This is a genomic window from Variovorax sp. W2I14 (assembly GCF_050435205.1).
Lineage (GTDB): Bacteria > Pseudomonadota > Gammaproteobacteria > Burkholderiales > Burkholderiaceae_C > Variovorax > Variovorax paradoxus_C.
In genome coordinates this window covers 845,350-871,900 of sequence record NZ_JBNDJX010000001.1, presented here as the reverse complement: position 1 = coordinate 871,900, position 26,551 = coordinate 845,350, and the positions used below count along the sequence as shown (strand labels likewise).

The window sequence follows — 26,551 nt, the reverse complement described above, 5'->3', positions numbered from 1 at the left end:
TGGTTCCGTTCACTTCGCGACGGTCCAGCTCGTGCCAGTGGGCGAATCCTTGAGCACGATGCCCTGATCGAGCAGCCCTTGGCGGATGCGATCGGCCTCGGCGAAATTCTTCGCAGCCTTGGCGGCGGCACGCGCATCGATCTGCGCCTGGATGGCCGCGTCGTCGAGCGTTGCGCCTGCGCGGAGGAAACTCTTCGGATCGCTCTGCAGTATCTGCACGCACCCACCCAGCGCCTTCAGCAGCCCGGCCTGCGTGGCCGAGCGCGTGCGATTGACTTCGCCCGCCAGGTCGAACAGCACGGCCACCGCTTCGGGCGTGGCGAAGTCTTCGTCCATCGCGGCCTTGAAGCGCGCGGCGTAGGGGTCGTTCCAGTCGATGGTCGTCACCTCGGCCGGCGCCACCAGCTCGAGTGCCGTGTACAGCCGCTTGAGCGAATTGCGCGCGTCGTCCAGATGCACGTCGCTGTAATTGAGCGGCCGGCGGTAGTGCGCGCGCAGCACGAAGAAACGGATGGTCTCGGCGTCGTACTTCTTCAGCACGTCGCGGATCAGGAAGAAGTTGCCCAGGCTCTTGGACATCTTCTCGTTGTCGGTCACGATGAAGCCGTTGTGCATCCAGTAGTTGGATAGCGGCTTGTCGTTGGCGCCTTCGCTCTGCGCGATTTCGTTCTCATGGTGCGGGAACTGCAGGTCTTCGCCGCCGCCGTGGATGTCGAGTGTTTCGCCCAGCAGCGCGCAGGCCATGGCCGAGCACTCGATGTGCCAGCCCGGACGGCCGGCGCCGAATTCGCTGGCCCACTTGACCTCATCGGGTTCACTTGCTTTCGCGCTCTTCCAGAGCACCGGGTCGAGCGGGTCGTCCTTGCCGTCGAGCACGGCCACGCGCTCGCCCGCATGCAGTTCGTCGATCGACTTTCCACTCAACTTGCCGTAGCCGGGGAACTTGCGGATGGCGTAGTTCACGTCGCCGTTGTCGGCGCGGTAGGCCAGGCCCTTCTTCTCGAGCGTGCCGATCATCGACAACATCTGCGGGATGTAGTCGGTGGCGCGTGGCTCGTGCGTGGGGCGCGCGATGCCCAGCGCATCGGCGTCTTCGTGCAGCGCGTCGATCATGCGATCGGTCAGCGCGCGGATGCTCTCGCCGTTTTCCACGGCGCGGCGAATGATCTTGTCGTCGATGTCGGTGATGTTGCGCACGTAGGTCACGTCGAAGCCGCTGGCCTTCAGCCAGCGCTGCACCACGTCGAAGGCGATCATCGAGCGGGCGTGGCCCAGGTGGCAGTAGTCGTAGACCGTCATGCCGCAAACGTACATGCGCACCTTGCCAGGTTGCAATGGGGAGAATTCCTCCAATTCACGCGACAGCGTGTTGTAGATGCGCAGACTCATGAGACTCGGAAAGCGTCGCTTCGCGCACGTGCGGCACGGGCGAACGACGGGGTATTTCAGGGGTGACGGGGACAGTGGCCACGAGGGGTTGGACATGGCCCCTCGGCTACAATGCCACGCAGTATAAACGGCCGCCGCAGCCTGCTGCCGCGTCCCTCCCGGGTGTTCTCCAGGCCCGCATTCCCCTATCCTGCCGAGGCTTCATGAAGCACGCCGTGTTCTCCAAACTCTCCATCGCCTTCGCACTCCTGTTCAGCCTGTGGGGTTCCGTTGCGCATGCCAACGAGTACGACGAAGTGAACCTTCTGCTACGTCAAGGCAAGGCCACCGAAGCGCTCGCCAAGGCCGACACCTACATCGCCGGCAAGCCGCGCGATCCGCAGATGCGCTTTCTGCGCGGCGTGATCCTCACCGAGCAGAACAAGCAGCCCGAGGCCATCATCGCCTTCACCCAGCTCACGCAGGATTTCCCCGAGCTGCCCGAGCCCTACAACAACCTCGCGGCGCTGTATGCCTCGCAAAGCAAGTTCGACCAGGCACGCGCCGCGCTCGAATCGGCGATCAAGCTCAACCCGAACTACGCGACCGCGCACGAGAACCTCGGCGACGTGTATGCGCGCCTCGCGGCACAGGAATACGTGAAGGCGCAGCAGTTCGCCAGCACCAACGCCAGCGTCGCGCCCAAGCTCCTGCTGATCCGCCAGATCTTCTCCTCGAAGGCCGAGGCCGAAGCCGCCGCGCTGCCGGCCGCGCCTGTGGTCATCCGCAAGCCGGTCGGCAAGTCCAGCAAGTAAGCCGCTGCCGGCACGGGCGGTGCGACGCATGCGTTGCACGGTCTGCGCCCTCCCCCTTTCGCAAACGGAGCATCATTTGACGATCCACGCCTTTTCAAGATTCAGCCGCCGCAACGCCTTCATCCTGGCCGCGGCCATCGGCTTCGCCGCCACCGGCCACGCGCAGCAAGCCGCACCGCGCGTGAAGCTCGCCACCTCGGCCGGCGACATCGTGGTCGAGCTCGATGCGGCCAAGGCCCCCAAGTCGGTCGAGAACTTCCTGCAGTACGTGAAAGACAAGCACTACGACGGCACGGTGTTCCACCGCGTCATCGACGGCTTCATGATCCAGGGCGGCGGCTTCACGGCCGACATGCAGCAAAAGCCCACGCGCTCGCCGATTCCGCTCGAAGCGAGCAACGGCCTGAAGAACGACAAGTACACGATCGCCATGGCGCGCACCGGCAACCCGAACTCGGCCACCTCGCAGTTCTTCATCAATGTGAAGAACAACGACTCGCTCAACGCGCCCAACCCCGACGGCTACGGCTACACGGTGTTCGGCAAGGTCGTGGCCGGCACCGACGTGGTCGACAAGATCCGCGCCGTGCAGACCGGCAACAAGGGCGGCATGCAGAACGTGCCCCTCGAGACCATCACCATCAAGTCCGCCACGCTGGCGAAGTAATTCGTTCCCCCAATTTCCGAAGAAGGAGTCCCTCATGAGCAACCCCCAAGTCGAACTGCACATCAAGAACTACGGCGTGATCACGCTCGAACTCGACGCCGAGAAGGCGCCCAAGTCGGCCGAGAACTTCATCGGCTACGTGAAGAAGGGCCACTATGACAACACGGTGTTCCACCGCGTGATCCCCGGCTTCATGGTGCAAGGCGGCGGCTTCGAGCCCGGCATGAAGCAAAAGCCCACCGGCGCCGAGATCGAGAACGAAGCCAACAACGGCCTGAAGAACGCCAACTACACGGTCGCCATGGCCCGCACCAGCGCGCCGCACTCGGCCACCGCGCAGTTCTTCATCAACGTCGCCGACAACGGCTTCCTGAACCACACGGCACCCTCGGCACAAGGCTGGGGCTACGCGGTGTTCGGCAAGGTCATCAACGGCACCGACGTGGTCGACAAGATCAAGGCCGTGAAGACGGGCCGCAAGGGCTTCCACGACGACGTGCCGCTCGAAGACGTGGTGATCGAAAAGGCTGTCGTCATCGCTGAATGACCCGCAACAGGCACGGCGCGGCATGACCAACGTGGCGAACCCGGCTTTCACCGAGCTGGTGGCGCCGCCCGCGTGGCGCACCGTCGACCTGATCTCCGACCTGCACCTGCAGGCCGGCGAGCCCGCCACCTTCGAGGCCTGGCGGGGTTACCTCGAAACCACGCCGGCCGATGCGCTGGTCATCCTCGGCGACCTGTTCGAGGTGTGGGTGGGCGACGATGCCGCCGCCTCCCCCGGCTTCGAGGCGCAATGCGCCGAGCTACTGCGCCGCACAGCGCAGCGCCTGCCGGTGTTCTTCATGCACGGCAACCGCGACTTCCTGGTCGGCCCCGCGCTCGCGGCGCAATGCGGCCTCACGCTGCTCGACGACCCCACCGTGCTGGTGCTGCACGGCCAGCGCTGGCTGCTGAGCCACGGCGACATCCTCTGCCTGGAAGACACCGAGTACCTCAAGTTCCGCGCGATGGTTCGCACGCCTGAATGGCAGGCCGCGTTCCTGGCACGCCCGCTCGAAGAGCGCCGCGCGCTCGCGCGCGCGATGCGCACGCAGAGCGAAGACCGCAAGCGCAATCCCTCGACGATCTGGGCCGACGTGGACACCGACGCCGCGCGCCAATGGCTGCAGCAGGCCAAGGCGCAAACGATGGTGCACGGCCACACGCACCGCCCCGCCGAGCACGACCTGGGCAACGGCCTGCGCCGCATCGTACTGAGCGACTGGGACGTGGCCGCCCATCCGCCGCGTGCGCAGTTGCTGTGCCTCTCCACCGCCGGCGCACAGCGCGTCGACCTGCGCTAGCACCGCCGATGTTCAAGTGGCTGCGCCGCCTGCGCGCCCTGCCCCCGATTCCCGATGCCGCCTGGCAGGCCACGCTGGCGCGCTATGCCTTCCTGGCCGACCGCCCCGCTGCCGATGTTCAGCTGCTGCGTACGCTCACGGCCGAGTTCCTGCGCGACAAGGAATTCCACGGCACCCAGGGATTTGTCATCACCGACGAAGTGGCGCTGGCCATCGCGGCGCAGGCCGTGCTGCCTGTGCTGCACCTGAAAGGCCATCTCGACTGGTACGACGATTTCGTCGGCATCGTGGTGCATCCGTCCGAGGTTGTGGCGCGGCGCAAGGTCGTCGACGAAGCACTGGTCGTGCACGAGTACGACGAGGTGGTGGCCGGCGAAGCCATGGACCGCGGCCCCGTCATGCTCAGCTGGCAGGACGTGCTCGCGAGCAGCGTCACCAGCGAAGGCGGCTACAACGTCGTGATCCACGAGTTCGCCCACAAGATCGACATGCGCGGCGGCGATGCCGATGGCTGCCCACCCTTGCCATCCGGCTTCGCGGGCAAGCGGAGCGCCCGCGAATCGCGCACCGCGTGGCTCGCCGTGCTGCAACCGGCCTACGACGATTTCCGCGAGAAAACCATCATGGCCGAGCGCTTCGGCGCCGAGCCGCCATGGCTCGACGATTACGGCGCGACATCGATCAGCGAGTTCCTTCGCGGTGGCCTGCGAAGCCTACTTCGTGAACCGGCCGAACTTCGCCCGGGACTTCGCTGCGGTGACTGCTCTTTTCGATGAGTTTTTCCTGAGCCGGCAGGCCTGAGCGGCAGCCGGGTCCGCAGTTCAACGCCCCAAAGAAAAAGACGCCCCGCGGGGCGTCTTTTTCATGGCCGTCTGGCGCTTACTTGCGCAGCAGCGCCTTCAACGCGTTCTGCAGACGGCGTGCGCTGGCCGCATCGTGCGCCGCAGCCAGCACCTTGCCGGCATCCTGGCCCCAGGTCTGGGCCGGCGCCGGGTCGCCGCGTTTGGTCAGCAGCTTGAGTTGCAGCGCACGGCGTGCGTCGAGTTGCTCAGCGGGCGTCGGCACTTCGGCGGCCATTTCCAGGCGCAGCAGCGCTTCGGCAGCATCGCTGGCCGCGGCCGTCGGCGCGCTGCCGACAGCTTGCGACCAGGTGGTGCGCACGGCCGGCGTGACCGCGCGACCCAGCTCCTGAACGCTCGGAAGGCGAGCCGCATCGCGCTGCTCCCAGGCGCCGAGCACCTGCGTCAGTGCTTCGCCATGGGCTTGCGCAGCGAGCTTGCGCAGCGCCATGTCCGCACGTTCGAGCGCTTCGCGCTGGGCACGGAAAGCGGCGTCGCCCAAGCGCGGGCCGCGGTCTTCGAAGCGCGGGGGACGGTCGCCGAAACGACCGGCCGGTGCGCCGCGATCGCCACCACGGTCACCGCGTGCGTCGGGGCGCGGGCCGCCACGGTCGCCAGGACGGCCCGGGCCACCGGGGCCTGGCCGGCCGCCGTCGCGACGGTCGCCGAACTTGCCGCCGGCGCGTCCTGCGGGTGCCGCTTCGGTCTTCTTGCTGCTGGGACGGTCGTCGCCACGCATGGCCACGACCGGCTTGGGCGCCGGCTTCGGCGCGGCGGCTGGTGCGGGGCTTTCGATAGCGGCGGCTTCGCCGGCTTCGTGCGCTGCGCCGTCGGCGCGTGCGGAGGCATCGGCGCCATCGGCCGGGGCCACGAGGTCGGGCGCGGCGGGCTGCGCTGCTTCGGTCGGTGCGGCCGACGAGGCTTCCGCATCGCTCGGGCTCGGCGCCTGCTCGGCGCTTTCGGCGAATTCAGCAGCCGCCTGTCCGGGCGCTACGACTTCAGTTGCGCCGACCGACGGACCGTCGCTGCTCACCACAGCCTGTTCGGCCTTGGGTGCGGGGGGCGGCGCTTCGCCACGCAGCGCGCCTTCGAGGCGGGCGATGGCGGCGCGGATCTTCTGCACGTCACCGCCGGCATTGGCCGCGTCGAGCGCCTTGGACGCATCGAGCACATGGCGGTCGTGCTCGCTCATGGCGGCCGACGCCTTTTCACGCTCGGCGGTCTTGCGGTTGAAGGCTTCGTCGATGGGGGCGCGGAAGGCGTCCCACAGTTTCTGTTCATGGCGGCGGTCGAGCGGCACGCTCTGCGCCTCGTGCTGCCAGCGCTGCTGGAGTGCCTTGACGGCGTCGATGCGCAGCATCGGCTGGGCGCCGAGCTCGGTGGCCTCGGCGATCATGGCCTGGCGACGTTCGACGCTGGCCTTCTGGGCCGTCTCGAACGGTGCGCGCGCGGCGCCGAAGGCTTCGTTCCACTGCGGCTGCAGTTCGGCGAAGACCTTCTCGCCCACGTGGCCGGCATCGCGCCAGCGGTCGGCGAACTGGTGCAACGCGCGGTTGTGCGCCTTCAGGTCGGTGGCGCCGGCATGCTCGGCGGCCCAGGCCTTGACCTCTTCGATCAGCGCCACGCGATGCGCGCGGTGCTCGGCCGCATCGGCGCGCACCTTTTCGAGCCAGGCTTCGACCACCTTGTGGGCTTCGTTGCACGCTTCGTCGAAGCGCTTCCACAGCGCATGGTTCGGCACGCCTCCCTGGTCGGCCTGCTTCCACTGGTCGCGCAATGCGCGCAGCGTTTCCTGCATCTTGCGGCCACCGAGGGCCTGGCCTTCGGGGCGCTTGAGCAGGCCTTCGGCCTTGGCGACGAGGTCTTCGCGGACCTTGTCGGCGCTCCAGCGCTGCCAGCCTTCGAGCTCGCCGGCCGCGACCAGCGCGGCGTGCACGCGGGCTTCGAGCGGCGCCTCGACCAGCTTGCCGTGCTCCTTGAGCACCGCACGCAGCGCGGCGGCCGCACCGGCGCTGGCCTTGCCGTGGCCTTCGGCGGTTTCCTGTTCGAGCTTGGCGAGCGCAACCTGAACGGCGTCCTGCGCAGCGGCACGAACGGCCGGATCGATCTTGGGTGCGGCAGGCCGTGCGGGCACTGCGGCCTTGGGGGCGAGCACCTCGCCGCGCGCGCTGCGCAGCTCGTCGGCCCACACGGGCACCGGCGGCAGCGGCGCGGCAGCATCGGCGGCGGCGGCGATGGCCTGCGCCAGCGCGCTGTGGAACGCATCGGACACGACCAGCAGCTGCGACTTCGACGCTTCGAGCTGCGGCGCGAACTTGGCGTCGAGGCTGTTCCAGTTGATGTCGGCCGTGATGTCGGCGGCCTGCTGCTGCCAGTGGGTCACGTCGTTGCGCAGCGACTCTTCGGCGGCCTGTGCGTCCTGCCAGCCCTTGGTGGAGAGCACTTCAAAGCGCTGTGCCAGCAGCACGGCGGCTTCGCGGTGCACCTGGGCGCGGTGTTGCAGGTCTTCGATGCCCTTGACGCGTTCGGCCAGCTTGGCCTTGAGGCCCGCGAGCGGTTCGCGCGAGAGCGGCGCGCCGGCCTTGGCGGCGTCGCGCTGCCAGGCAAGCGCATCGGCGATGTTGAGCTTGGACTGGCCCAGCAGCAGTTCGGCCTTCTGTGCCCATTCGGCAGCAATCGCCTCCTGGCCCTTGGCGCGCTTGAGCTCGTCGAGCTTTTCGCGCAGCAGGCGCGCGGCGCCCTTGTCGCGACCGCTCAGCTCCTTGAAGACTTCCTGCATTTGCTCGGATGCCGGGTTGCCCGCGAGCCAGTCGCGGATGCGCGCGGCGCGCTCGCCGGAAGTCGGCGCGGTGAAAGCGCCGCCGGTGAGCGTATCGAGGGCTTGAAGGTCGTGTGGCTTGGAAGAAGTAGAGGTCACTGGCGAAATCGTTGTCTTGGTAGAGAAAGCGAAGGCGCCGGCAAAGGCCGGCGCACATCGACATTTTCACCCACTTGCGATGGACCGCCGAATTCCGTGGCGGAACGGCGGCCAACGCTGGTGGCGGGCTGGGAGATTTAACGGGAACTACATATATAGCAAGCTGATGCAAAAAGCCAAGTGGCCGTTTTCACTTCATGGTCAGTTTGAGCTCGGCGCCCGGCTTCCAGTCGGCACCGCTGGCCGTGGTGCGCACCGCGCCCAGGAACAGCCGCTCGCTCGTGAGCTTCTGCGCCAGCAGGTAGTCGCGCACCGCCGCGCCGCGCTCCACGGCCAGTTGGCGCATCGATTCCTCGTCGACCGGCACGCTCGCGAACAGCAGGTTTTCCATTTCCTTGACCGGCAAATCCTTGGCCAGTCCGACGAGGTTGCGCGGCTTGGTGATGTCGGCGCGCTTGTACACCGCCGTCAGCAGCTCGGGGTATTCGGCGTCGGTGACCGGCGGCACCTCGGTGCCGGTCTGGCCGCTGCGCACCGCGACACGGCGCTTCTCGGCCTGGGTGAGCTGTCGCACGCGCTGGCGCTGGTAGGCATCGCGCTCCTTCTCGAGGCTGGAGGTGCCGATGACCGTCATCTCCAGCGTCGGCCGCTCGGTCAGCGCCTTGGCGACCTTGTCCAGGCTTTCCTTGGCCGCGGCGCTGAGCACCGAACTGCCCGCCTCGAAGGTGATGGCGCTCGATTCGCCGCTGCCGCCACCACCCAGGCCGCCGGTGAGCAGGCTGAACGGCGCCGTCACCGCCTTGACGATCAGGTTGACCACCGCCTTCCAGATCAGCGGTCCGACGCTGAACTGCGGATCGTTGAGCGAGCCGCTGAGCGGCAGGTCGACGTCGATCACGCCGTTGCGGTCGGCCAGCAAGGCCACGGCCAGTTTCACCGGCAGGCTGTTGGGCGCACCGGCGACTTCCTCGCCGAACTGCAGTTGGTTGAGCACCAGCTTGTTCGTGGCCGTGAGCTGGCCGTCGGGCGCGACCTTGTAGTTCACGTCCATGCTCATCTTGCCGCGCTCGATGCCGTGGCCGGCGTAGCGCACCGAATACGGCGACAGCGGCGCGAGGTCGAGATCGCGCATCTTGGCGGTGATGTCGAGCTCGAGCGGCTTGGCCAGCGGATTGAGCTTGCCGGTGATTTCCAGCGCAGCCGTCTGCTGCGCCTTGCCGCGCAATTCCAGGTCGGCCAGCGCCGGGCGGCCCGTCTCGCCCTTGGGCGGGTTCGAGGAGAAGGAACTGAGCTTGCCGGTCAGCTCGCTCAGGTCGGCCGAGTAGTTCGGCTTGACGAACAGGTCGGTGAAATCGATCTTGCCGTTGACCAGGCTCATCGGACCGAAGTTGATGACCGGCGTGAGGCCGGTGTCCGCCGGTGCCTGCGTCGTGGCCACCGGCGCGGCGGCCGGCTTGGCGGGTTCGGGGCTGCCGCCGACCATGGCTTCGGCCGACACCGGCGCGCCGCCGGAGCGCTGCACAGGCGCCGCCGCGCGGGTCGTGGTGGTGGTGCCGCCCGGTCCCTTCTGGGTCTTGGCGTCGGCAGAGGCCGCAGCCGCGGCACCTTCGGCCTCGCCCTTCTTCGTCAGATTGAGCAGGTTGAGCCGGCCGGTCGGATCGACGATCACGCGGGCGAAAAAGTCGGTCAGCGTGGTTTCGCGCACGTCCACCTTCGGCGGCGTATTGGGCGCCAGGCCGACCTGCAGCCCGCGCAGGCTCAGCGTCTTCCAGCTCAGGAGCTGGTTGGTGTTGCGGTCGAAACCGGGGGACTGGGTGAGCGACACGCTGTTGGCGCGGAAGTCGTCCAGTGCGGTGTCGCCGGCCAGCTTGACGGTCATGCCGGCTGGCGTGGTCGTGTAGTGGACCGTGCCGCGGTAGCTCGCGAAAGCGCGGCGGATGTCGACGTTGAGTGCGTCCGCGTAGTAGGCCTTGAAGGCGTGCGCGGGGAACGAGATCACCTCGAGCCGGCCCTCGGCGGCCAGCGGTTTGAGCACGACGTTGCCCTTGTAGTCGAACTTGCCCGGCTCGGAGCGGCCGGAGCCGATGCGGCCCGAGACCTGCAGCGGCGACACGGTGTTGGTCTCGGGCGCGATCTTCTGTGCGTTCAGCTTGAAGGCCGTGACCTCGACCGTCACCGGCAACGCGCCGGCCTTGTCTGAATAGGAGAGGCTGCCGTTGTCGACTGCCATCGTGGCGATGGTCAGCGCCCAGGGCTTGGTGTTGGCGTCGGCCTTGGCCGATCCGGCGCCGGCCGGCTTGGGCGCCGCCACCTTGGCTTCGGCCGCGCCGCCGCTGCCGGCCGGGGTGCGCAGCCAGCGCTCGAACATCCAGCGCTTTTCGCTGTCGCGCTCGACGCGTACCTTGGGGTTGGTGGCGGTGAACGAGGCGATGTTCAGCGTGTGCTGCGTCATGTCGACCTCGGCATCGACCAGCTCGAAACGGCCGACGCTCGCCAGCGCGGTCTTGGTCTGGGTCAGCGCAAGCCCGTCGGCTGCCAGCCGGCGCGCCTTGAACTTGAGGTTGGGCTGGTTCCAGGCGATGTCGATCTGGCCGCTGAGCTTGCCGTCGAGCGTGGGCTCCAGGCTCTGCGCCAGATACGGTGCAGCCAGCGAGAGCGGCAGCGCGTCGACCTCGGTCTGCACGTCCGCCACCTTGTCGGTGGCGCTGCCCTTGAACTTGAGCGAGGCGCCTGCAATGGCGGTGCCGCCGTTGAACTGGGCCGGCTTCTCCATCGGCCAGGTGATGGCGGTGACGTCGAGCCCCAGGTCCGTCAGGTCGACGGCGGCCGCGGGCTTGACGGTCTCGTCGCGCCAGCCGATGCGCCCGCCGCTCAGCGCCACCTTGTCGACCTGCACCTTCAGCTTGGGCTTTTCGGCCGTCTTGCCGGCCGGTGCGCTGGCTGGGGCGGCGGGGAGTGGTGCCACTTTTTCCGCAGCGCCGGTGGCCGGATCGGTGGCCATCAGGTTGAGTTGGCCCGAGGCATCGCGCGCCACCACGAGCTGCGGATTGGCCAGCGCCACTTCGCTCAAATGGAACACCGATTCAAGCGGGCGAACATCGGCCAGCGCGAGCTTGAGCGAATCGAAGCCCAGCAGGTCGCGGCCCCTGGCATCGCTCAGCTTGGCGCCGTGCGCCTCGACCGTGCCGTAGATCTTGAGGCCGGTGGTCGTGGCCTGCTGGAAGTCGATCTTCAGGTCGGCATCGAGACTGCCGGCCTGCAGCTTCACCGGCAGGCCGCCGGGGATGTAGCCGAGGTAAGGCACGAGGTCGAGCCCCTTGAACTGCACGTGGGCGTCGGTCTTGCGGCTGGCCGAGAAGGGCGTGGTGAAGGCGGCCGAATCGAAGTTGCTGCCGTTGAGCACGAAGGCCAGCTTGGGCTCGGTCTTGACCTCGCGCTGCGAAGCCAGGTTGCTCAGGAAAGGCACGTCGAGCACGAAGTTGCGCAGCTCGTGCTTGCGCTTGACTGTCTGGTCGTCGAAGTCGACCGCGCCGTCCTTGATCGAGATGTTGTAGATCGCAAAACGTGCCGGCTCGGCCTTGGGGTCGGGCGGGGGACCCGAGGCCAGCTTGGCGAGGATGTCGTCGATGTCGTACTTGCCGTCGGCCTGGTGCGTGAGCAGGATGGCGGGCGACTCGACCGAGACCGCATCGATCACGGGCGCCAGGCGAAAGAGCGATTGCAGTTCGGCGTCGGCGTAGATGCGCTTGATGGCCAATTGCGGCTGCTTGCCGTCGGCGGTGGCGATGCGCAGGTCATGCAGCGCGAGTTCGAGAGTCCAGGGCTTGAAATCGATCTTGCCCACGGTGACCTGCCGGCCCAGCTTTTCGCTCGCGATCTTTTGAAGCTGGCTCTTGGCGATCGGCGGCACCGCCAACCATGCGATGACCCAGAGGGCCAACAGAACCAGCAAGGCGACGATCCCACGTCGCACCCATTTGTTTTGTTTGAGCGAAGCTAAATCCATCGCGGGAGTGTGCCGCAAACAAGCGTCGATGCAGAAACAAGAAAGCCCGGCAGCGCGACGGAATGTCTCGCTGCCGGGCTTGATGGCGGGCCTAACACCCAAGCCATCGATTCGCACGACTGGAAGTCAATGGTTCCTGCCGTGCTGGCAGCAAGAGATTGCCACCGTGGATCCTCCGTCGTTCGAGCCCTTGACTTGCACCTCGGGCTGCCTGACTTCGGAAAAACGCCTGAAAACCCAGGCCCGTTCAGATTAGGTGGCGCACCCTCGCATTGCAAATCCAATCTTCCAAGGGATTTCCCTTAAGCAGAACGCCTCTGGGAGGGGTCACTTTTTAAACATCTATTAGCATAAGAAACAAAATCCTTATGCTTGACCGAGTATTTAGCCACGCTAGAATCCGCCCTGCTCCGACTGCCAGACGCAGAGGGGCCACCCTGAATCCGCTGCCGAGAACTCCCCCGGCTTGATCAGGTCACCGCGCTCCTTACCCACACCCCTCCATGCGCGGAGCCTGATTCGTACCAATCCAAGCGCCGCTGCCTTCATCCATCGCCTCTCCAGGCGCTGCGAGCAGGTGCCGCACAGAAAGGAAGAGCGATGAACAAGGCGTTTGATGCCACAGCCCGCGGGCTGAGGACCTTTGTGTCCGATGTGGCAGACGGCTTTTTTGAAATCACCCACAACGGGTTCGCGTTGGTCGGTTTGGCCATCGTGTTCGCGGCCCTCGCCCTCGTGGCACGGCCCGATCTGCGCCAGACCGGCGAGGAACAGCTCATGGGCTGGCTGCAGTCGCGCAAGCCCGCGCCTGAAGTCACCGACCTGGAGCCGACCGCGATCGAGCGCACCACGGCCGCGAGCCCCGGCGACCTGCCCAAGCAGCAGGCCGCCGTGGCGTACTGGCTGAGCAAGAAATACAGCGTGGCGGCCGAACCGTTGAGCGTGCTCGTGGCCGAGGCCTACAACATCGGCAAGCGCACCAAGCTCGACCCGACGCTGATCCTGGCCATCATGGCCGTGGAATCCAGCTTCAACCCGTTCGCCCAGAGCCACGTCGGCGCCCAGGGCCTGATGCAGGTCATGACGCGCGTGCACGGCGACAAGTACGAAAGCGCGGGCGGCACGCTCACCGCCTTCGACCCGGTGACGAACATGCGCGTCGGCGTGAAGGTGCTGCAGGAATGCATCTCCCGCGCCGGCTCGCTCGAAGGGGGCCTGCGCTACTACGTGGGCGCGGCCAACCTGGAAGACGACGGCGGCTACGCCAGCAAGGTGATGGCCGAGCACGAGCGCCTGCTGCAGGTCGCCAACGGCCGCGCACCGTCGGTGCAGCCGCCCCGCACGACCGTGCGTGCCCAGCCGATTCCCATCGTGACGCCGGCACCGGCACCGATCAAGGCTGAAGAAGGCTCGGAACCCGCAAAGGTCGCCCTGCTTTCCGCCGTTTCCTGAAGCTGGCCTGGCCGGGTGTGAGCTACACTCGGCCCCGTACGCGACTGGCGATAGGCGCAGCACCTGAACAAGGTGCCACGCGCTGACGTGGAATACCACTGGGAAGCGTGCCGCCTGACCACAACAGGCGTTCAGCCGTTCGCCTGGGCAGCCCTTGTTTGGTTGAAGAACAAGGACCTCGTCTTCAAAGGACTGCCATGTACCAACGCAATATCCTGGTCGAACAGACCGATCCCGAGATCTGGGCCGCCATTCAAGCCGAAAACGCGCGCCAGGAACATCACATCGAGCTGATCGCCAGCGAGAACTACGCCTCGCCGGCCGTCATGCAGGCCCAGGGCTCGCAGCTCACTAACAAGTACGCCGAAGGCTACCCGGGCAAGCGCTACTACGGCGGCTGCGAGCACGTCGACGTGGCCGAGCAACTGGCCATCGACCGGGTCAAGCAGATCTTCGGTGCCGACGCCGCCAACGTGCAGCCGCATTGCGGCGCCTCGGCCAACGAAGCCGTGATGCTCGCCTTCCTCAAGCCTGGCGACACCATCATGGGCATGAGCCTGGCCGAAGGCGGCCACCTGACCCACGGCATGCCACTCAACATGAGCGGCAAGTGGTTCAACGTGGTGAGCTACGGCCTGGACGCCAACGAAGCCATCGACTACGACGCGATGGAACGCAAGGCGCACGAGCACATGCCCAAGCTGATCATCGCCGGCGCCTCGGCCTACTCGCTGCACATCGACTTCGAGCGCTTCGCCAAGGTGGCGAAGGACGTGGGCGCGATCTTCATGGTCGACATCGCCCATTACGCCGGCCTCGTGGCCGCGGGCGTGTACCCCAACCCGGTGCCGCACGCCGACATCGTGACCTCCACCACGCACAAGAGCCTGCGCGGCCCGCGCGGCGGCATCATCCTGATGAAGTCGCAGCACGAGAAGGCGATCAACAGCGCGATCTTCCCGGGCCTGCAAGGCGGTCCGCTGATGCACGTGATCGCCGCCAAGGCCGTCGCGTTCAAGGAAGCGATGACGCCCGAGTTCAAGGCTTACCAGCAACAGGTGGTCAAGAACGCCAAGATCGTGGCTGACACCCTCACCGAGCGGGGCCTGCGCATCGTGAGCGGCCGCACCGAGAGCCACGTGATGCTGGTCGACCTGCGTTCGAAGGGCATCACCGGCAAGGAAGCCGAAGCCGTGCTGGGCAGCGCCCACATGACGATCAACAAGAACGCGATCCCCAACGACCCCGAAAAGCCGATGGTCACCAGCGGCGTGCGCATCGGCACCCCGGCCATGACCACCCGCGGCTTCAAGGACGAAGAGGCCCGCATCACCGCGAACCTGGTCGCCGACGTTCTCGAGAACCCGCGCGACGCGGCAAACATCGACGCGGTGCGCGCCAAGGTGCACGCGCTGACGAGCCGCTTCCCCGTCTATCGCTGATCTGCACGGCCCGACCGCATGAAATGCCCTTTTTGCGGTCATCTTGAAACGCAGGTCGTGGAGACCCGCGTTTCGGAAGACGCCGACTTCGTCCGCAGGCGCCGCCAGTGCAGCGCCTGCGACAAGCGCTTCACCACCTACGAGCGCCCCGACGTCAACTTCCCGGTGGTCGTGAAGAAGGACGGCAGCCGCGCCGACTTCGACTCCTCCAAGGTACGTGCCTCGATGATGCTGGCGCTGCGCAAGCGCCCGGTGAGCATCGAGCAGATCGACACCGCTCTCTTGCGGATCGAGCAGAAGCTTTTGGCCAGCGGCCTGCGCGAAATCGATTCGACGAAAGTCGGCGAACTGGTGATGCGCGAACTCAAGCGCCTGGACAAGGTCGCCTATGTGCGCTTTGCCTCGGTGTACCGCAGCTTCGAGGACGTCGACGAATTCCGGCAGTTGCTGCGGGACATCTGATTCCCAGGGCAGTTTTCTTCAGGCGCCGCTTTCTCCCCTGGCGCACGCCCCCGAGCCGCAATCGCCGCTCACATCCGGATTGCAGACCTTCGCCCGGCCCGACGCCGAGACGATGACCGAGGCCCTGCGCCCGGTCTCGGCCTTGAACGTCAGGCAGCCCGCGCTGAAGCCGGCCCTGGCGGTCTGGCGCGAGAACCCGTTGCCGTCGTAGCGCAGGCCTTGCGCAAAGCCGCCGCCGAGCGTCGTGTCGATGCTTACGCCCTGCGGCAGTCGGTCGAAGCGCCGCAGCGTTTGTGTTTGGCTCTGCGTGGAGGACGACGCATCGGAGCCGGTTCGGACCACCCAGCCTTCGGACCAATCGCCGCCCGCGAGTGCCGCTACCTCCACGCCCTGCGCGCGCTGGATGGCCTCCATGCGCGCGAAGCCAAGCGCTGAACTGAAGCCCTGCGCAGCCGTCGCGAGGCGCTGGTTGAGCAGCAGGTCGCGAAAGCTCGGCACGCCGATGGCCGCCAGCACCGCGACGATGGCAACGATCGCCATCAATTCGATCAGCGTGAAACCGCTGAACGGTGTCGTGTTGTCGCGCGTCATTGCCAGCACCTGCCGGGCAGCGTCCCGTCGCATCCTTTGCCGCCCGTGCTGTCCGCCCAGAGATTGCCGACATGGGGATCGGCGAACCCCGCCTTCAGCGTCGCCGTCAGCCGGATGCAGCCAGTGATGCTCCCTCGCCCTTCGCAATTGGCGCTCTTGACGATGTACTTGCCGCCCACGCCCCCCTCCCCCGACTCGCCCTCGTAGGGCCGGTATCGCCCGACCCGGGTATAGAGGCGCTCCTGCTCCTGCATCTGCTGCATGAGCGCGGAACGCCCCTCGCTGCGCCAGCCTTTGCGAACGAAATCCATGTACGACGGATAGGAAATGGCCGCCAGGATCGCGGCGATGGCCAGCACGATCAGCATCTCGATCAGCGTGAAACCGCGAAGCGTCGGGGCCTTCACTGCTTTGCCCTCCGGTAGTCGGAGATCTGTCGCCAGTTCAGCCGTCTGCCGGTCTGGCCCATGTTGCTGTCGCCGGCGGGCTGCGCGGTCGAGAGCCCTGCGCCCCGGCTGCTGCGCGCGCCCGTGCTGACGATGGCGAGGCGCTTGGTTGCCGGGCGGCGTCCGAATGCATCGCTGGCCCCGACACCGGCCGTGCCCACCTGCACCAGATGTGGCGCCCCCAGCATGCCGGCGCTCGATGGCATGCAAGTGCCACCCTGCGAGAGCCCCGTCATCGCATTCACCGCGCAGGTGCGGCCACCGCCGTCTGCACTGCAGGCGCCGGAATCGGGAATCAGCGTGTTGAAGAACAACTGGCCGTCGCCCAGCACCGGCTTGAAGACCATCCGCTCGCCCCGTTCGGGCCCCGCCGGCAGGTCGAAGTACCAGCCACGCCGGGCGTTCGTCTTGCCATCGAACGCGCCATACACGAAGGCATCGCCGGTGACCGGCGGGAATGCCTGCCCATCGACAGCGCCGGTCTTACGCTGCTGCAACTGCACGCGCGCTTGGCCGGCGGGAATGGCCATGCCGTTGTCGTACACGCCGTACATCGTCTGCACGCCCCGGCTCGAATGCCCCAGGTCTTCGGGGCTCACGAACTTTCCGGTTCCGAAGAGCACGATCGCGCCGCCCTCAGGACCCACGCCGACCTCGGGCGCGACGGTGATCGGCTGCCGCTTCGCATCCGCGCCGCTGCCGGCCATGGCGACCATCAGGGGTTTGCCGTTCAGCGCCAAGGCCTTGGCGCCCCACGGTGCATTGCCCGAGAAGTCGAACTTCCACAGATTGCCCTGTGTGTCGCCTGCGTAGAGAAAGCGCGTGGCGTCGTCCGCGCCCGCGTAGTCGCCCGGCGTGCTCAAGGTGTTCACCAGGTTCTTGTCCGCGGGTGCCGGCAGGACGATCTTGTAGTAGTTGGTGTTTTGCTTCCAGGCTTCGCCTGCGGACTTGTCCAGCGAAAGCAGGAACAGCGCGGCCTGCTTGCCGGGGTTGGCGTTGTTGAAGCCCGAGGGAACGACGGCAAACCAGCCATAGGTCGCCGCCCGGGTTCTGGTGGCTGCCGCGGTTCGGAACTTCATGATGCGCGGCGCCTGGGTCACGTGGCCCATGTCGTCGTCGTAGGCGCCGCTGAACTCCCAGAGCACCTTGTCGGCCGAGAACGCCGTGGGGTCGGTCACGTCGAGCGTGAAGACGCCGGTGGCTCCACCGCCATTGCCGGAAACCAGCACGGTCTTCCACGCACCATCGGCCATGCGGGCGTCGCCGACGACGGGCGTTCCGTCGACGTAGCTGCGGTGCACATAATCCGGCGAGGTGTAGGCCGCCAGGCGGGCGAACATGATGCGCGGCACGTAGGCGAAGAGTTCGTTGCCAGTGCGGGCGTCGAAGGCATGCAGCATGCCGTCGTTGGCGCCGACGTACACCGTATGCCGCCTGCCACGGTGCGTGGCCAGGAAGCTGTCGTACCCCGCCTCCCGGATCGCGGGGTTTGGCGCTCCTACGTACACCGGATTCGAATTGGTCACATCGCCCATGACCGAGTCGCGCACGCGAAAAATGCCCTGCGGTGCGGACAGTTCCCGCCGCCGGTCCCCGCGCAGGTAGGCCAGCCGTTCGGCGCCCAGGCCGTCGGAGACATCGGGCACGACATACGGCGTCGCATTCAGCCAGCCGCGCAGCCCCCTGTCGAGCGCTTCCCACTGGAACGGCGTGCCGATGTCGCCCGTCGAGAGCGTGAAGATGCGCCTGCTCGCGACATCGCGCGCGGCCACGGGCGGCACTGCGCTCGGATTGCCGGTCAGCAACTCGCCGGCGTCCCAGTCCGGCTTGTCGGCGCGCTGCACCGTACCGGTCGCTGCATCCGGCTGGAGGGGATACGACAGCAGCGTGCCCGACCAGCGTCGCCCGTTGAACTGCGGCACGTAGAGGCTCGCGCCAGCCTGCGCGATCGTGTTCGACGAAATGGCGCTCCCCGCCGTGACGCCGCCGGCCGGGGCCACGGCGCGCAGGAAGATCCGGCGGATGGCCTCCGTCATCTGCGCCGGTTCACCGGCCAGGAAGTAGTTGGCGGGCTTGGGCTGGTTGTCGCCGTCGAGGCCTTCGGCCCACTCGGAACCGCCGCCCGCCGCCAGGAACGGATTGCCGTCGTCGTTGCTGTCGGCAAAACCGCCGTACTTCGCAGCCAGATAGAAGGCGCTGCCGCGTTGCCTCTGCCCGATGGCGCTCCCACCGCCCTGCCCCATGTCGATGGCAAAGGTCTGCACGCGCAAGCCCGAGTGGTCGCTGCGGATCTTCTGCGTGCGAGCCCAGTACGCAAGGCCTGCCATCCCGAACGATCCCTTGTCGGCGCCTGTTTCCGCGCTCGCGATGTCGGCCGAGGTCAACGGCATGCCGTCCTTGTAGTTGAACGCGCGCGGCCCCTCGTTGCCGCTAGTGGTGAGACCCGTCTTGCCCGAAGGGTGGGCATAGGCAAGCGCCTCCCTGTTTTCAAAGGCGCCGACCAGACCTGTCCAGTAGGCCGTGTCGGGCTCATGGGCAGCGATGCTGAAGCTGCGATCGAAATCGCCGATGGAGTTCCCCCTCGACATGCCGGGCAGCGAACGGTCGTAGTGGGTGTCGGCGTCGCCGATCACCAGGACATCGCTTCTCTGGCAGCTCACGGCAATGGGATCACCATGGCTTCGAGGGCTGTCGCTGCCGGCGACCGCTTGGGGCGTCGGCGCCTTGCCCTGCAGGTAGCGCAGCGACTCGTAGTAGAGCTCGCCTGCAGGATCGAACGTGCTGTAGGCGCCTTGCCGGACGCCGTTGCGCCCGAAACGGTTGATGGCGTTGACGACTCCGGGGCCTTCCGCTGTATCGGCCTTGAACACGCCCGTTGTCGCATTCCACTCGGCTTGCGGGTTGTCGACCGTGTCGAAAGCGGTGTCGATCTTCCTGGACCCGACGTGCTTCATCGGTGCGCGCAGCACGCCGCCATAGCGGGCGGGGTCGTCGTCCGGCAGGTAGCCGAAGACGGAGAACTTCATCCGACCTGCGTAGCGCTGGATGGCACCCACGGGCTTGGAATTGCCGTCCGGGTATCTGGCGCAAAGCGCCGGACGCACCGCCGCCTCGTTCGCCGCGCACACCTCGACGCGCGCGATGTAAGGCGTGCCGCCCGGCGCCGAGCAAGTACCAGTAGCGGCTGCTCCGACGACGAACCGATCGAGGCAGTTGCTGAAGTGCAGCGTGTCCGTTGCAAGCACCGCGCCGCGCGCGCCCGTGACGAGCGGCGTCAGCCTGTTCAAGTTGCCGATGACCGCCTTGTCGGGGAAGTCGGCGCTGCGGTGAAAGTCCTCCGGCAACACCGCGCGCTGCAACACCGTGCGGCCCGGTTCGTCGATCACACGGTCGCCGCCCGTCAACGCGAGGCGCACCCCGTCGAGGGAAGACGACACCGCCCAGTTCAGCAGGTTGCCGCTCCACTGGTTGGCGCAGGCGATTTCTCCGCTGCTCAGCCTCGTTGCCGCGGACGAGCGCTTGAAGTAAGCGTCGCCTGACGCATAGCTGTAGCAGCCCATCGCGTCCCAGTAACCGCCATAGGTTTTCTTTGCGTCGAAGCTGTCGCGGTACGCGGGGCCGGCGTTCGCGCGCTTCAGCGAAAGATCGATCACCAGCCCCGGGTCGCCGCGTGAAGCCAGCGAAAACATCGGCTCGCCCGGAAGCTCCGCGTCGGCTGCGTTGGCCGTTGTCGCGGCATGGGCGCACGTGGCGGCGAAGGCCACCATCGCGCAAATTCGAAGAAAGCGCATGAAGGTCCCGTTCTCAGGAAGGGCAGCCAAGGCTGGCCGGCGGTTTGTACAAGGTGGTCTGCAGAACGACCTGTGTCTCTTCGCGCATGCCGTAGCCGACGGCCGTGACGCGAAAGATGTAGCTGGCGTCCTGGGCACTCGCGCTCTGCAGCACATTGCCCTGCCAGTTGCCGCGGCTGCGAACGGCTTCCACGATGTAGCGCGGTGCGCGGGCCGGCAGCGCACCGGCGTGGCTGCCGGTGGCGGCGTCGCCGCTGAAATAGGTCTGGCCGGTGAAGGTGCCGTAGGCGACCGACTTGCCGCTCCCGGCCGAAAGATCGACGCTCACCCACGCCGGATCGGCGCCCGGCTCGGCGGGCGCGCACAGCCCCTGCTGTTCGCCGTCGGCACCGCACCCCGCGACGAAGGCTGTCGCATCGGAGCGATTGAAAAGGCAGAGGCGCTGCCGTGCGTTCTCGTTGGGCCCGAGCACATCGGTTTCAGCATCGACAAGAGCAGCCTCGGCGGCCTGGAATGCCACCTCGGCATCGCGGTCGTTGCGGGCGCTGCGCTCGCTGACCAACGAGACCTGCGCCGCGCCGACGCCCAGCAAGGTGGCCACGACGAGAAGCAGCAGCACGACGATCAGCGAGAAGCCCCGCTACGGCGGCGAAAGACGGCGCGGGCTCACGACGCCGGCGCCCTCAACGCATTGCGCAGCATGACCGTGAAGGTCGCCACGCGCCGCAGCCGGCCATCGGCCGCGGGCCTGAAGCTCAGCTCGGAGAAATCGGTGCCCAGCGGATAGAGCACCTCTTCCGCTTCCTGGCGCTCGCCCCGGCCGTGCGCACTGCGCGCCACCATGCCGATGCGAAGGCCAACCACCTTGCGCCATTCGTCGGCGACCTTGTCCCCGGAGGCGGCCATGGCTTCGAGCTGCGCGGCGTTCAGCCACTGCTCGGGAACACCGTTGCCGTCTGCGTCGTGACCATAGACGACCTTGAACACCTCGATGCCGCGCGCCAGGGGCTGCGCCCTGAACGCCCCGCCTCTGGCGCTGCGGTATTTGCAGTAAAGCTCGGGTTCCTTGTCCGTGGCTTCGGCGACATAGAAAAAACTCCAGGCGCGGTCCGCGGACACGGGTACGTCAACCGCCGGACCGGGCTGCGCGAAACCCATGCAGTCGATCATGGTGCCGTCGGGCTCGGTGCCGTCGCCATCGGCACGACTGCGGCCAAAAAAGCGGACCCGCAGCGAATCGCTTGCGTTGATGCCGCGCGTGCCGTGCGCGCCGTGGCTGTCGCCGACGCCGCTGACGCGGGTGTCGCTTGCGCCCACGATGTCGAGGTCGGCGGGATCGCTTGACGACGCCGTGGTGCCCGTGCTGCCCGTCGCGCCTTCGGAACCCTGGGATTCCCTGGCATCGCGCGCGTGGTCGGAATAGCCCGCCTGCCGCGCAACGCTCCGGACGACGAAACCCGCGAACCTCAGCGACTCCTCCACCGCCTGCGCATCGGCATCGGCCGTGAACAACCGCTGGCTGGCGACAAAGGCGACCGTGGCCGCGAGCACGACGATCAGCGCAACGGCCGTCGCAACCAGCAGTTCGACCAGCGTCACGCCGCGTTCGCGCACGCGGCCGACGAACTCAGGAACCCTCTTGGCCATCACGTGCCTGCCCTGCGACCAGTTGCATCACCAGGCGCGGCGCCGACGATGAATCCGCCTTCGCACCGAGGCCGGCGCGAGGCGTCCAGCCGAGCTTCACGACCACGGTGCGGCCGGTCTTGCTGCATGTCCAGGTGTACTCATCGGCTGCCGCGTTCCAGGGCGCCTCGTCGAAGCACACGCTGGCGCGCGCATCGGGCAGCGCCTTCGCGATACGGCGCTGCCACTCGTTCATGTCCCATGCCGCGAGGTCCGCCGTGCTGCAAACCGCGCCGCCTCCCACGCAGGCCGCGCCGGTTGACGCGGCTTCCGAAGCGCCGCCCTCTCGCCAGTCTTCGACAAGATAGGCATTGCCCGCATCGTTGCGCGCGGCGATGCCCTTGTTCATCCGCGCCTTCTCCGACAGATCGCGCGCCAGATTGAGCGCTGCCGTGAAGGTTGCCGACTCGTTGCTCGCACGCACCGACGCCAGCAGCATGCCGATCGTGCCGAGCAGCCCCAGGCTCAGCACGACGATGGATACCAATATCTCCACGAGCGAAAAGCCCGCGGCCCGATGCTTCGTTGAAGCCATGTTCGATGTCCTCCCTGATCTGCTGCAACTTGTGTTGCTTCTTTATTCCCGCCATCGAACTTCGAGCGTAGGGGCCGCTTGCGGCAGGGCGCGCACCGTTCATCCGCATCGGTATGCCGCTCGTATGATCGAACGGCACCGGTGTTAAATTTTTCCCCGTCCCGCACCGCACCGTCTCTTTCATTCCCATGCCTTCACACGAACAAGACGCGCAGCACATCGCGACAGCCCTGCGCCTGGCGTCCGACGCCTTGCTGCTGACCGATCCGAACCCGCGCGTCGGCTGCGTGCTGTGCGACGCCGAGGGGCGCGTGCTGGGCCAGGGGCATACGCAGAAGGCCGGCGGTCCGCATGCCGAGGTGATGGCGTTGCGCGATGCGGCGGCGCAAGGCCACTCGGTCGAAGGCGCGACGGCCTACGTCACGCTGGAGCCCTGTTCCCACCACGGCCGCACCGGGCCTTGCTGCGATGCGCTGATTGCGGCGGGCATCGGGCGGGTTGTGGCGTCGCTGGCCGATCCGAATCCGCTGGTCGCAGGCCAGGGCTTCGAGCGGCTGCGTGCGGCAGGCGTCGAGGTCGAAGTCGGCCCCGGCGCCGACGAGTCGCGCGAACTCAACATCGGCTTCTTCAGCCGCATGGTGCGCAAGACGCCCTGGGTGCGGCTCAAGGTGGCTGCTTCGCTGGACGGCAAGACGGGCCTCGAAAACGGCGTGAGCCAATGGATCACCTCCGAGCCCGCGCGTGCGGACGGCCACGCTTGGCGCGCCCGCGCGAGCGCTGTGCTGACCGGTGTTGGCACGGTGCTCGAAGACAACCCGCGCCTTGATGTACGTCTGGTCGAGACACCGCGCCAGCCGCATCTGGTCGTGGTTGACAGTCGCCTCCAGACACCGCCAGACGCTCACATATTCATAGCAGGCCGCCCGGTGTGGATCTACGCGGCCGCACGGGACGAAGCCAAGGCTGCCGCGCTGGAAGCCAGCGGCGCCACGGTTACTTGCCTTGCCAATGCCGACGGCAAGGTCGATCTGCAGGCGATGTTGAAAGACCTGGCAGCGCGCGGCGTCAACGAGCTGCACGTCGAGTCGGGACACAAGCTCAATGGATCGCTCATCCGGGAGGGCTGCGTCGACGAACTGCTGGTCTACCTCGCGCCCAAGCTGATCGGCACCGGCCTAGACATCGCAAGCCACCTCCATGCAGGCGGTCCGCTCACCTCACTGGCGGGCGTTCTCCCCCTGGAATTCAAGTTCGTGGACATGTTCGGGCCGGACCTTCGCATCGTGGCGCGGGTGACGGGAAGGGACAGGTTCTAGCGTTCGGCCCGAACGGCCTTCGTTCTCTGCGAAAATGTGCGAATGTTCACCGGAATCATCACCGGCGTGGGGCGCATCGCCGCCATCCACGACCTCGGCACCTCCTCCTCCTACGGCAAAAGACTCAGCATTGCGGTGCCTGACGGCTATCTCGACGACGTCGGGCTGGGCGACAGCATCGCGCTGAACGGCGCCTGCATGACCGTCACCACGCTCGTTCCCGAGCAGCAACTGTTCACCATCGACATTTCCGCTGAATCCCTCGACAAGACCGCCGGCCTCACCGACGAGGGCAGCCGCATCAACCTCGAAAAAGCCCTGCGCGCGAGCGATCGCCTCGGCGGCCACATCGTCTCGGGCCATGTGGACGGCATCGGCACGGTGAGCTTCTTCGAGCCGGTCGGCGAGAGCTGGGAGCTGCGCGTGGTCGCACCGCCCGCCCTCGCCCGCTTTCTTGCCTACAAGGGCTCGATCACCATCAACGGCGTGAGCCTCACCGTCAACAGCGTCAAGGACATCGAAGACGGCGCCGAGGTCAGCATCAACCTGATCCCGCACACGGTGGACAACACCTCCCTCGGCGGCTTGAAGGCCGGCTCGAAGGTCAATCTAGAAATCGATACCGTGGCGCGCTACGTGGAGCGCATGCTCCAGGCGGGCGTCCTGGTCCCCCAGGCTTCCACGTATTCCAAGGACACCGCCGAATGAATGCCTCCGTCACGCCCATCGGCGCCGCCCCGAGCGCCGCGCGCGCGCCAGCCCCCATTTCATCGGTCGAGGAGATCGTCGCCGAGCTGGCTGCCGGCCGCATGGTGATCCTTGTGGACGAGGAAGACCGGGAGAACGAAGGCGACATCGTCATCGCGGCCGACCACATCACGCCCGAATCCATCAACTTCATGGCCCGCCATGCACGCGGCCTGATCTGCCTCACGCTCTCGCGCGAAATGTGCGAGCGGCTGCAGCTCCCGCCGATGGTGCAGCGCAACGGCGCCAAGCATTCGACGGCCTTCACTGTTTCCATCGAAGCCGCCGAGGGCGTCACCACCGGCATCTCGGCCGCCGACCGCGCCCGCACCGTGCAGGCTGCGGTGGCGCCGAATGCCGTGGCCGCTGACCTCGTGCAGCCCGGCCACATCTTCCCGCTGCAGGCGGTGGACGGCGGCGTGCTGATGCGCGCCGGCCATACCGAAGCCGGCTGCGACCTGGCCGCCATGGCCGGCTGCTCGCCCGCCTCGGTGATCTGCGAGGTGATGAACGAAGACGGCACCATGGCCCGCCTGCCCGACCTGCAGATCTTCGCGGCCGAGCACGGCCTCAAGATCGGCACCATCGCCGCGCTCATCGAGCACCGCAGCCGCGTCGAATCGCTGGTCGAGAAGGTCGGCTGCCGCGAGATTCAAACCGCCTGGGGCGCCTTCACCGCCCACGCCTTCATCGACAAGCCCAGCCGCGGCGTCCACCTGGCGCTGGTGCGTGGCAAGTGGGCGCCCGAAGACACGGTATCGGTGCGGGTGCACGAGCCGCTCTCGGTGCTGGACGCACTCGAAATCAACCGCTCCCTGCACTCCTGGAGCCTGGACGCCAGCCTCTCGCACATCGCGACCGAGGGCAAGGGCGTGGCCGTGCTCTTGAACTGCGGCGAAACCGCCGGCGAGCTGCTCGCGCAGTTCGACGGCACCGCGCGTCCCGCGCAAGCCCCCGAGCGCGGCCGCATGGACCTGCGCAGCTACGGCATCGGCGCGCAGATCCTGCGCGAATGCGGCGTGCACAAGATGAACCTGCTGGGCACGCCGCGTCGCATGCCGAGCATGGCAGCGGGCTACGGCCTGGAAATTGCCGGCTATCTCACGAAAGACTGAACGACCATGCAAGGTTCAAACAAGGGCGAGACGACGCTCAACGGCAAGGGCCTGCGCATCGGCATCGTGCAGGCGCGCTTCAACGCCGACATCACCGACGCGCTGGCTGCGGCCTGCCTCGCCGAACTCGAATCGCTGGGCGTGGCTGCGTCCGACATCCATCATGTGAAGGTGCCCGGCGCCCTCGAAGTGCCCGTGGCGCTGCAGGCGCTGGCCGAGCGCGGCGGCTACCACGCGCTCGTCGCGCTGGGCTGCATCATCCGCGGCGAGACCTACCACTTCGAACTGGTGGCCAACGAATCGGGCGCGAGCGTGAGCCGCATCGCGCTCGATTACCGCCTTCCCATCGCCAACGCGATCCTCACCACCGAAAACCTAGCGCAGGCCGTCGCACGGCAGACCGACAAGGGCCGCGACGCAGCCCAGGTCGCCGTCGAGATGGCGCAACTGCTGGCCACCCTTTCATGACCGAAGACACCACCAAGGCAGGCGGCGCCAAGCCCCGCCAGTCGCGCACGGGCCTCACCAGCACCGGCGCGCGCAAGGCTTCGGCCAAGTCCAACCGCAGCCGCGCACGCGAGTTCGCGCTGCAGGCGCTCTACCAGCATCTGGTGGGCCGCAACGACCCGACCGACATCGACCATTTCACGCGCGACCTCGCCGGCTTTCACAAGGCCGATGCGGCGCACTACGACGCGCTGTTGCACGGCTCGATCGAAGGCGCCGAGCAGCTCGACGCGCTGATCCGCCCGCTGCTCGACCGCAAGTTCGAGGAAATCTCGCCGATCGAGCACGCCGTGATGTGGATCGGCGTGTACGAGTTTCAGAACTGCCCTGACGTGCCGTGGCGCGTGGTGCTCAACGAGTGCATCGAGCTCGCCAAGGAATTCGGCGGCACCGACGGCCACAAGTACGTGAACGCGGTGCTCAACGGCCTGGCGCCGCAGCTGCGCCCGCTCGAAGTGGAAGCGGATCGCGCTTCCGGCAAGGCGAAGGCATGAGGAGCGCCG

General features: G+C 67.1%; 21 protein-coding genes, 1 pseudogene and 1 riboswitch. Of the genes and pseudogenes, 13 read left to right on the top strand and 9 right to left on the bottom strand.

What is annotated here, in order from left to right:
- Positions 1 to 9 precede the first annotated feature (9 nt).
- Positions 10 to 1,389 carry a cysteine--tRNA ligase gene (gene cysS / locus QF040_RS04080; protein ID WP_429609946.1) on the bottom strand — a complete coding sequence of 460 codons (1,380 nt, stop codon included), beginning with the start codon at positions 1,387 to 1,389 and terminating at the stop codon, positions 10 to 12.
- 203 nt (positions 1,390 to 1,592) lie between these two features.
- On the opposite strand from cysS, the gene QF040_RS04075 reads away from it, so the two are divergent.
- From QF040_RS04075 to QF040_RS04055, 5 genes and pseudogenes are all read left to right on the top strand, one after another.
- Positions 1,593 to 2,183, top strand: coding sequence for a tetratricopeptide repeat protein (locus QF040_RS04075; protein ID WP_013541917.1), 591 nt, complete (start codon positions 1,593 to 1,595; stop codon positions 2,181 to 2,183).
- Between the two features lie 76 nt (positions 2,184 to 2,259).
- The gene (locus QF040_RS04070) at positions 2,260 to 2,850 is read left to right on the top strand and encodes a peptidylprolyl isomerase (RefSeq protein WP_429609945.1); all 591 of its coding nucleotides are present in this window, start codon (positions 2,260 to 2,262) and stop codon (positions 2,848 to 2,850) included.
- A gap of 34 nt (positions 2,851 to 2,884) precedes the next feature.
- The gene (locus QF040_RS04065; RefSeq protein ID WP_307507881.1) at positions 2,885 to 3,397 is read left to right on the top strand and encodes a peptidylprolyl isomerase; all 513 of its coding nucleotides are present in this window, start codon (positions 2,885 to 2,887) and stop codon (positions 3,395 to 3,397) included.
- Positions 3,398 to 3,419: 22 nt separating this feature from the next.
- Positions 3,420 to 4,196 (top strand): UDP-2,3-diacylglucosamine diphosphatase, encoded by a 777-nt coding sequence (locus QF040_RS04060; RefSeq protein ID WP_429609944.1) that lies wholly within the window; start codon positions 3,420 to 3,422, stop codon positions 4,194 to 4,196.
- Positions 4,197 to 4,204: 8 nt separating this feature from the next.
- Positions 4,205 to 4,997: pseudogene (locus QF040_RS04055) on the top strand (zinc-dependent peptidase).
- 78 nt (positions 4,998 to 5,075) lie between these two features.
- Here the strand turns inward: QF040_RS04055 and QF040_RS04050 are convergent.
- Both QF040_RS04050 and QF040_RS04045 read right to left on the bottom strand, forming a co-directional pair.
- Positions 5,076 to 7,952, bottom strand: coding sequence for a DUF349 domain-containing protein (locus QF040_RS04050; protein WP_429609943.1), 2,877 nt, complete (start codon positions 7,950 to 7,952; stop codon positions 5,076 to 5,078).
- A 190-nt stretch (positions 7,953 to 8,142) separates the two neighbouring features.
- A complete protein-coding gene (locus QF040_RS04045; RefSeq protein ID WP_429609942.1) occupies positions 8,143 to 11,958 on the bottom strand; it encodes a DUF748 domain-containing protein in 3,816 nt (1,271 codons plus the stop codon).
- A gap of 600 nt (positions 11,959 to 12,558) precedes the next feature.
- Here QF040_RS04045 and QF040_RS04040 point away from each other — a divergent pair.
- The 3 genes from QF040_RS04040 (at position 12,559) to nrdR (ending at position 15,314) form a co-directional block, all read left to right on the top strand.
- Positions 12,559 to 13,410 carry a lytic transglycosylase domain-containing protein gene (locus QF040_RS04040; RefSeq protein ID WP_307507891.1) on the top strand — a complete coding sequence of 284 codons (852 nt, stop codon included), beginning with the start codon at positions 12,559 to 12,561 and terminating at the stop codon, positions 13,408 to 13,410.
- Between the two features lie 30 nt (positions 13,411 to 13,440).
- Positions 13,441 to 13,566: riboswitch (ZMP/ZTP riboswitch) on the top strand.
- A 41-nt stretch (positions 13,567 to 13,607) separates the two neighbouring features.
- Entirely contained in the window at positions 13,608 to 14,852 is a 1,245-nt protein-coding gene (gene glyA, locus QF040_RS04035; RefSeq protein WP_013541925.1) for a serine hydroxymethyltransferase, read from the top strand.
- 18 nt (positions 14,853 to 14,870) lie between these two features.
- Complete coding sequence (nrdR, locus tag QF040_RS04030; protein WP_013541926.1) at positions 14,871 to 15,314, top strand: transcriptional regulator NrdR; 444 nt, start codon at positions 14,871 to 14,873, stop codon at positions 15,312 to 15,314.
- 18 nt (positions 15,315 to 15,332) lie between these two features.
- On the opposite strand, the gene QF040_RS04025 is transcribed toward nrdR, so the two are convergent.
- Genes QF040_RS04025 through pilV form a run of 6 tightly spaced genes read right to left on the bottom strand, consistent with a single transcriptional unit; the run spans position 15,333 to position 22,363 of the window.
- Entirely contained in the window at positions 15,333 to 15,905 is a 573-nt protein-coding gene (locus QF040_RS04025; protein WP_429609941.1) for a GspH/FimT family pseudopilin, read from the bottom strand.
- On the bottom strand, positions 15,902 to 16,312 hold the full coding sequence (locus QF040_RS04020; protein ID WP_429609940.1) for a type IV pilin protein: 411 nt from the start codon (positions 16,310 to 16,312) through the stop codon (positions 15,902 to 15,904). Before QF040_RS04020 ends, QF040_RS04025 begins: the two co-directional genes overlap by 4 nt.
- Entirely contained in the window at positions 16,309 to 20,142 is a 3,834-nt protein-coding gene (locus QF040_RS04015; protein WP_429609939.1) for a pilus assembly protein, read from the bottom strand. Before QF040_RS04015 ends, QF040_RS04020 begins: the two co-directional genes overlap by 4 nt.
- 13 nt (positions 20,143 to 20,155) lie before the next feature.
- The gene (locus QF040_RS04010) at positions 20,156 to 20,770 is read right to left on the bottom strand and encodes a pilus assembly PilX family protein (protein ID WP_429614611.1); all 615 of its coding nucleotides are present in this window, start codon (positions 20,768 to 20,770) and stop codon (positions 20,156 to 20,158) included.
- Between the two features lie 38 nt (positions 20,771 to 20,808).
- Complete coding sequence (locus tag QF040_RS04005) at positions 20,809 to 21,789, bottom strand: PilW family protein (protein WP_429609938.1); 981 nt, start codon at positions 21,787 to 21,789, stop codon at positions 20,809 to 20,811.
- Positions 21,770 to 22,363, bottom strand: a complete 594-nt coding sequence (pilV, locus tag QF040_RS04000) for a type IV pilus modification protein PilV (protein WP_429609937.1) — start codon at positions 22,361 to 22,363, stop codon at positions 21,770 to 21,772. The genes QF040_RS04005 and pilV overlap by 20 nt, the downstream gene beginning before the upstream one ends.
- A gap of 188 nt (positions 22,364 to 22,551) precedes the next feature.
- Between pilV and ribD the strand changes: the two genes are divergently transcribed.
- Genes ribD through nusB form a run of 5 tightly spaced genes read left to right on the top strand, consistent with a single transcriptional unit; the run spans position 22,552 to position 26,542 of the window.
- A complete protein-coding gene (gene ribD, locus QF040_RS03995) occupies positions 22,552 to 23,679 on the top strand; it encodes a bifunctional diaminohydroxyphosphoribosylaminopyrimidine deaminase/5-amino-6-(5-phosphoribosylamino)uracil reductase RibD (protein WP_429609936.1) in 1,128 nt (375 codons plus the stop codon).
- Between the two features lie 42 nt (positions 23,680 to 23,721).
- Positions 23,722 to 24,387, top strand: coding sequence for a riboflavin synthase (locus tag QF040_RS03990; RefSeq protein WP_307601113.1), 666 nt, complete (start codon positions 23,722 to 23,724; stop codon positions 24,385 to 24,387).
- A complete protein-coding gene (ribBA, locus tag QF040_RS03985) occupies positions 24,384 to 25,541 on the top strand; it encodes a bifunctional 3,4-dihydroxy-2-butanone-4-phosphate synthase/GTP cyclohydrolase II (protein WP_306876918.1) in 1,158 nt (385 codons plus the stop codon). The genes QF040_RS03990 and ribBA overlap by 4 nt, the downstream gene beginning before the upstream one ends.
- 6 nt (positions 25,542 to 25,547) lie before the next feature.
- Positions 25,548 to 26,009 (top strand): 6,7-dimethyl-8-ribityllumazine synthase, encoded by a 462-nt coding sequence (ribH, locus tag QF040_RS03980; RefSeq protein WP_306876919.1) that lies wholly within the window; start codon positions 25,548 to 25,550, stop codon positions 26,007 to 26,009.
- Positions 26,006 to 26,542 (top strand): transcription antitermination factor NusB, encoded by a 537-nt coding sequence (gene nusB, locus QF040_RS03975; protein ID WP_429609935.1) that lies wholly within the window; start codon positions 26,006 to 26,008, stop codon positions 26,540 to 26,542. Before ribH ends, nusB begins: the two co-directional genes overlap by 4 nt.
- Positions 26,543 to 26,551 lie beyond the last annotated feature (9 nt).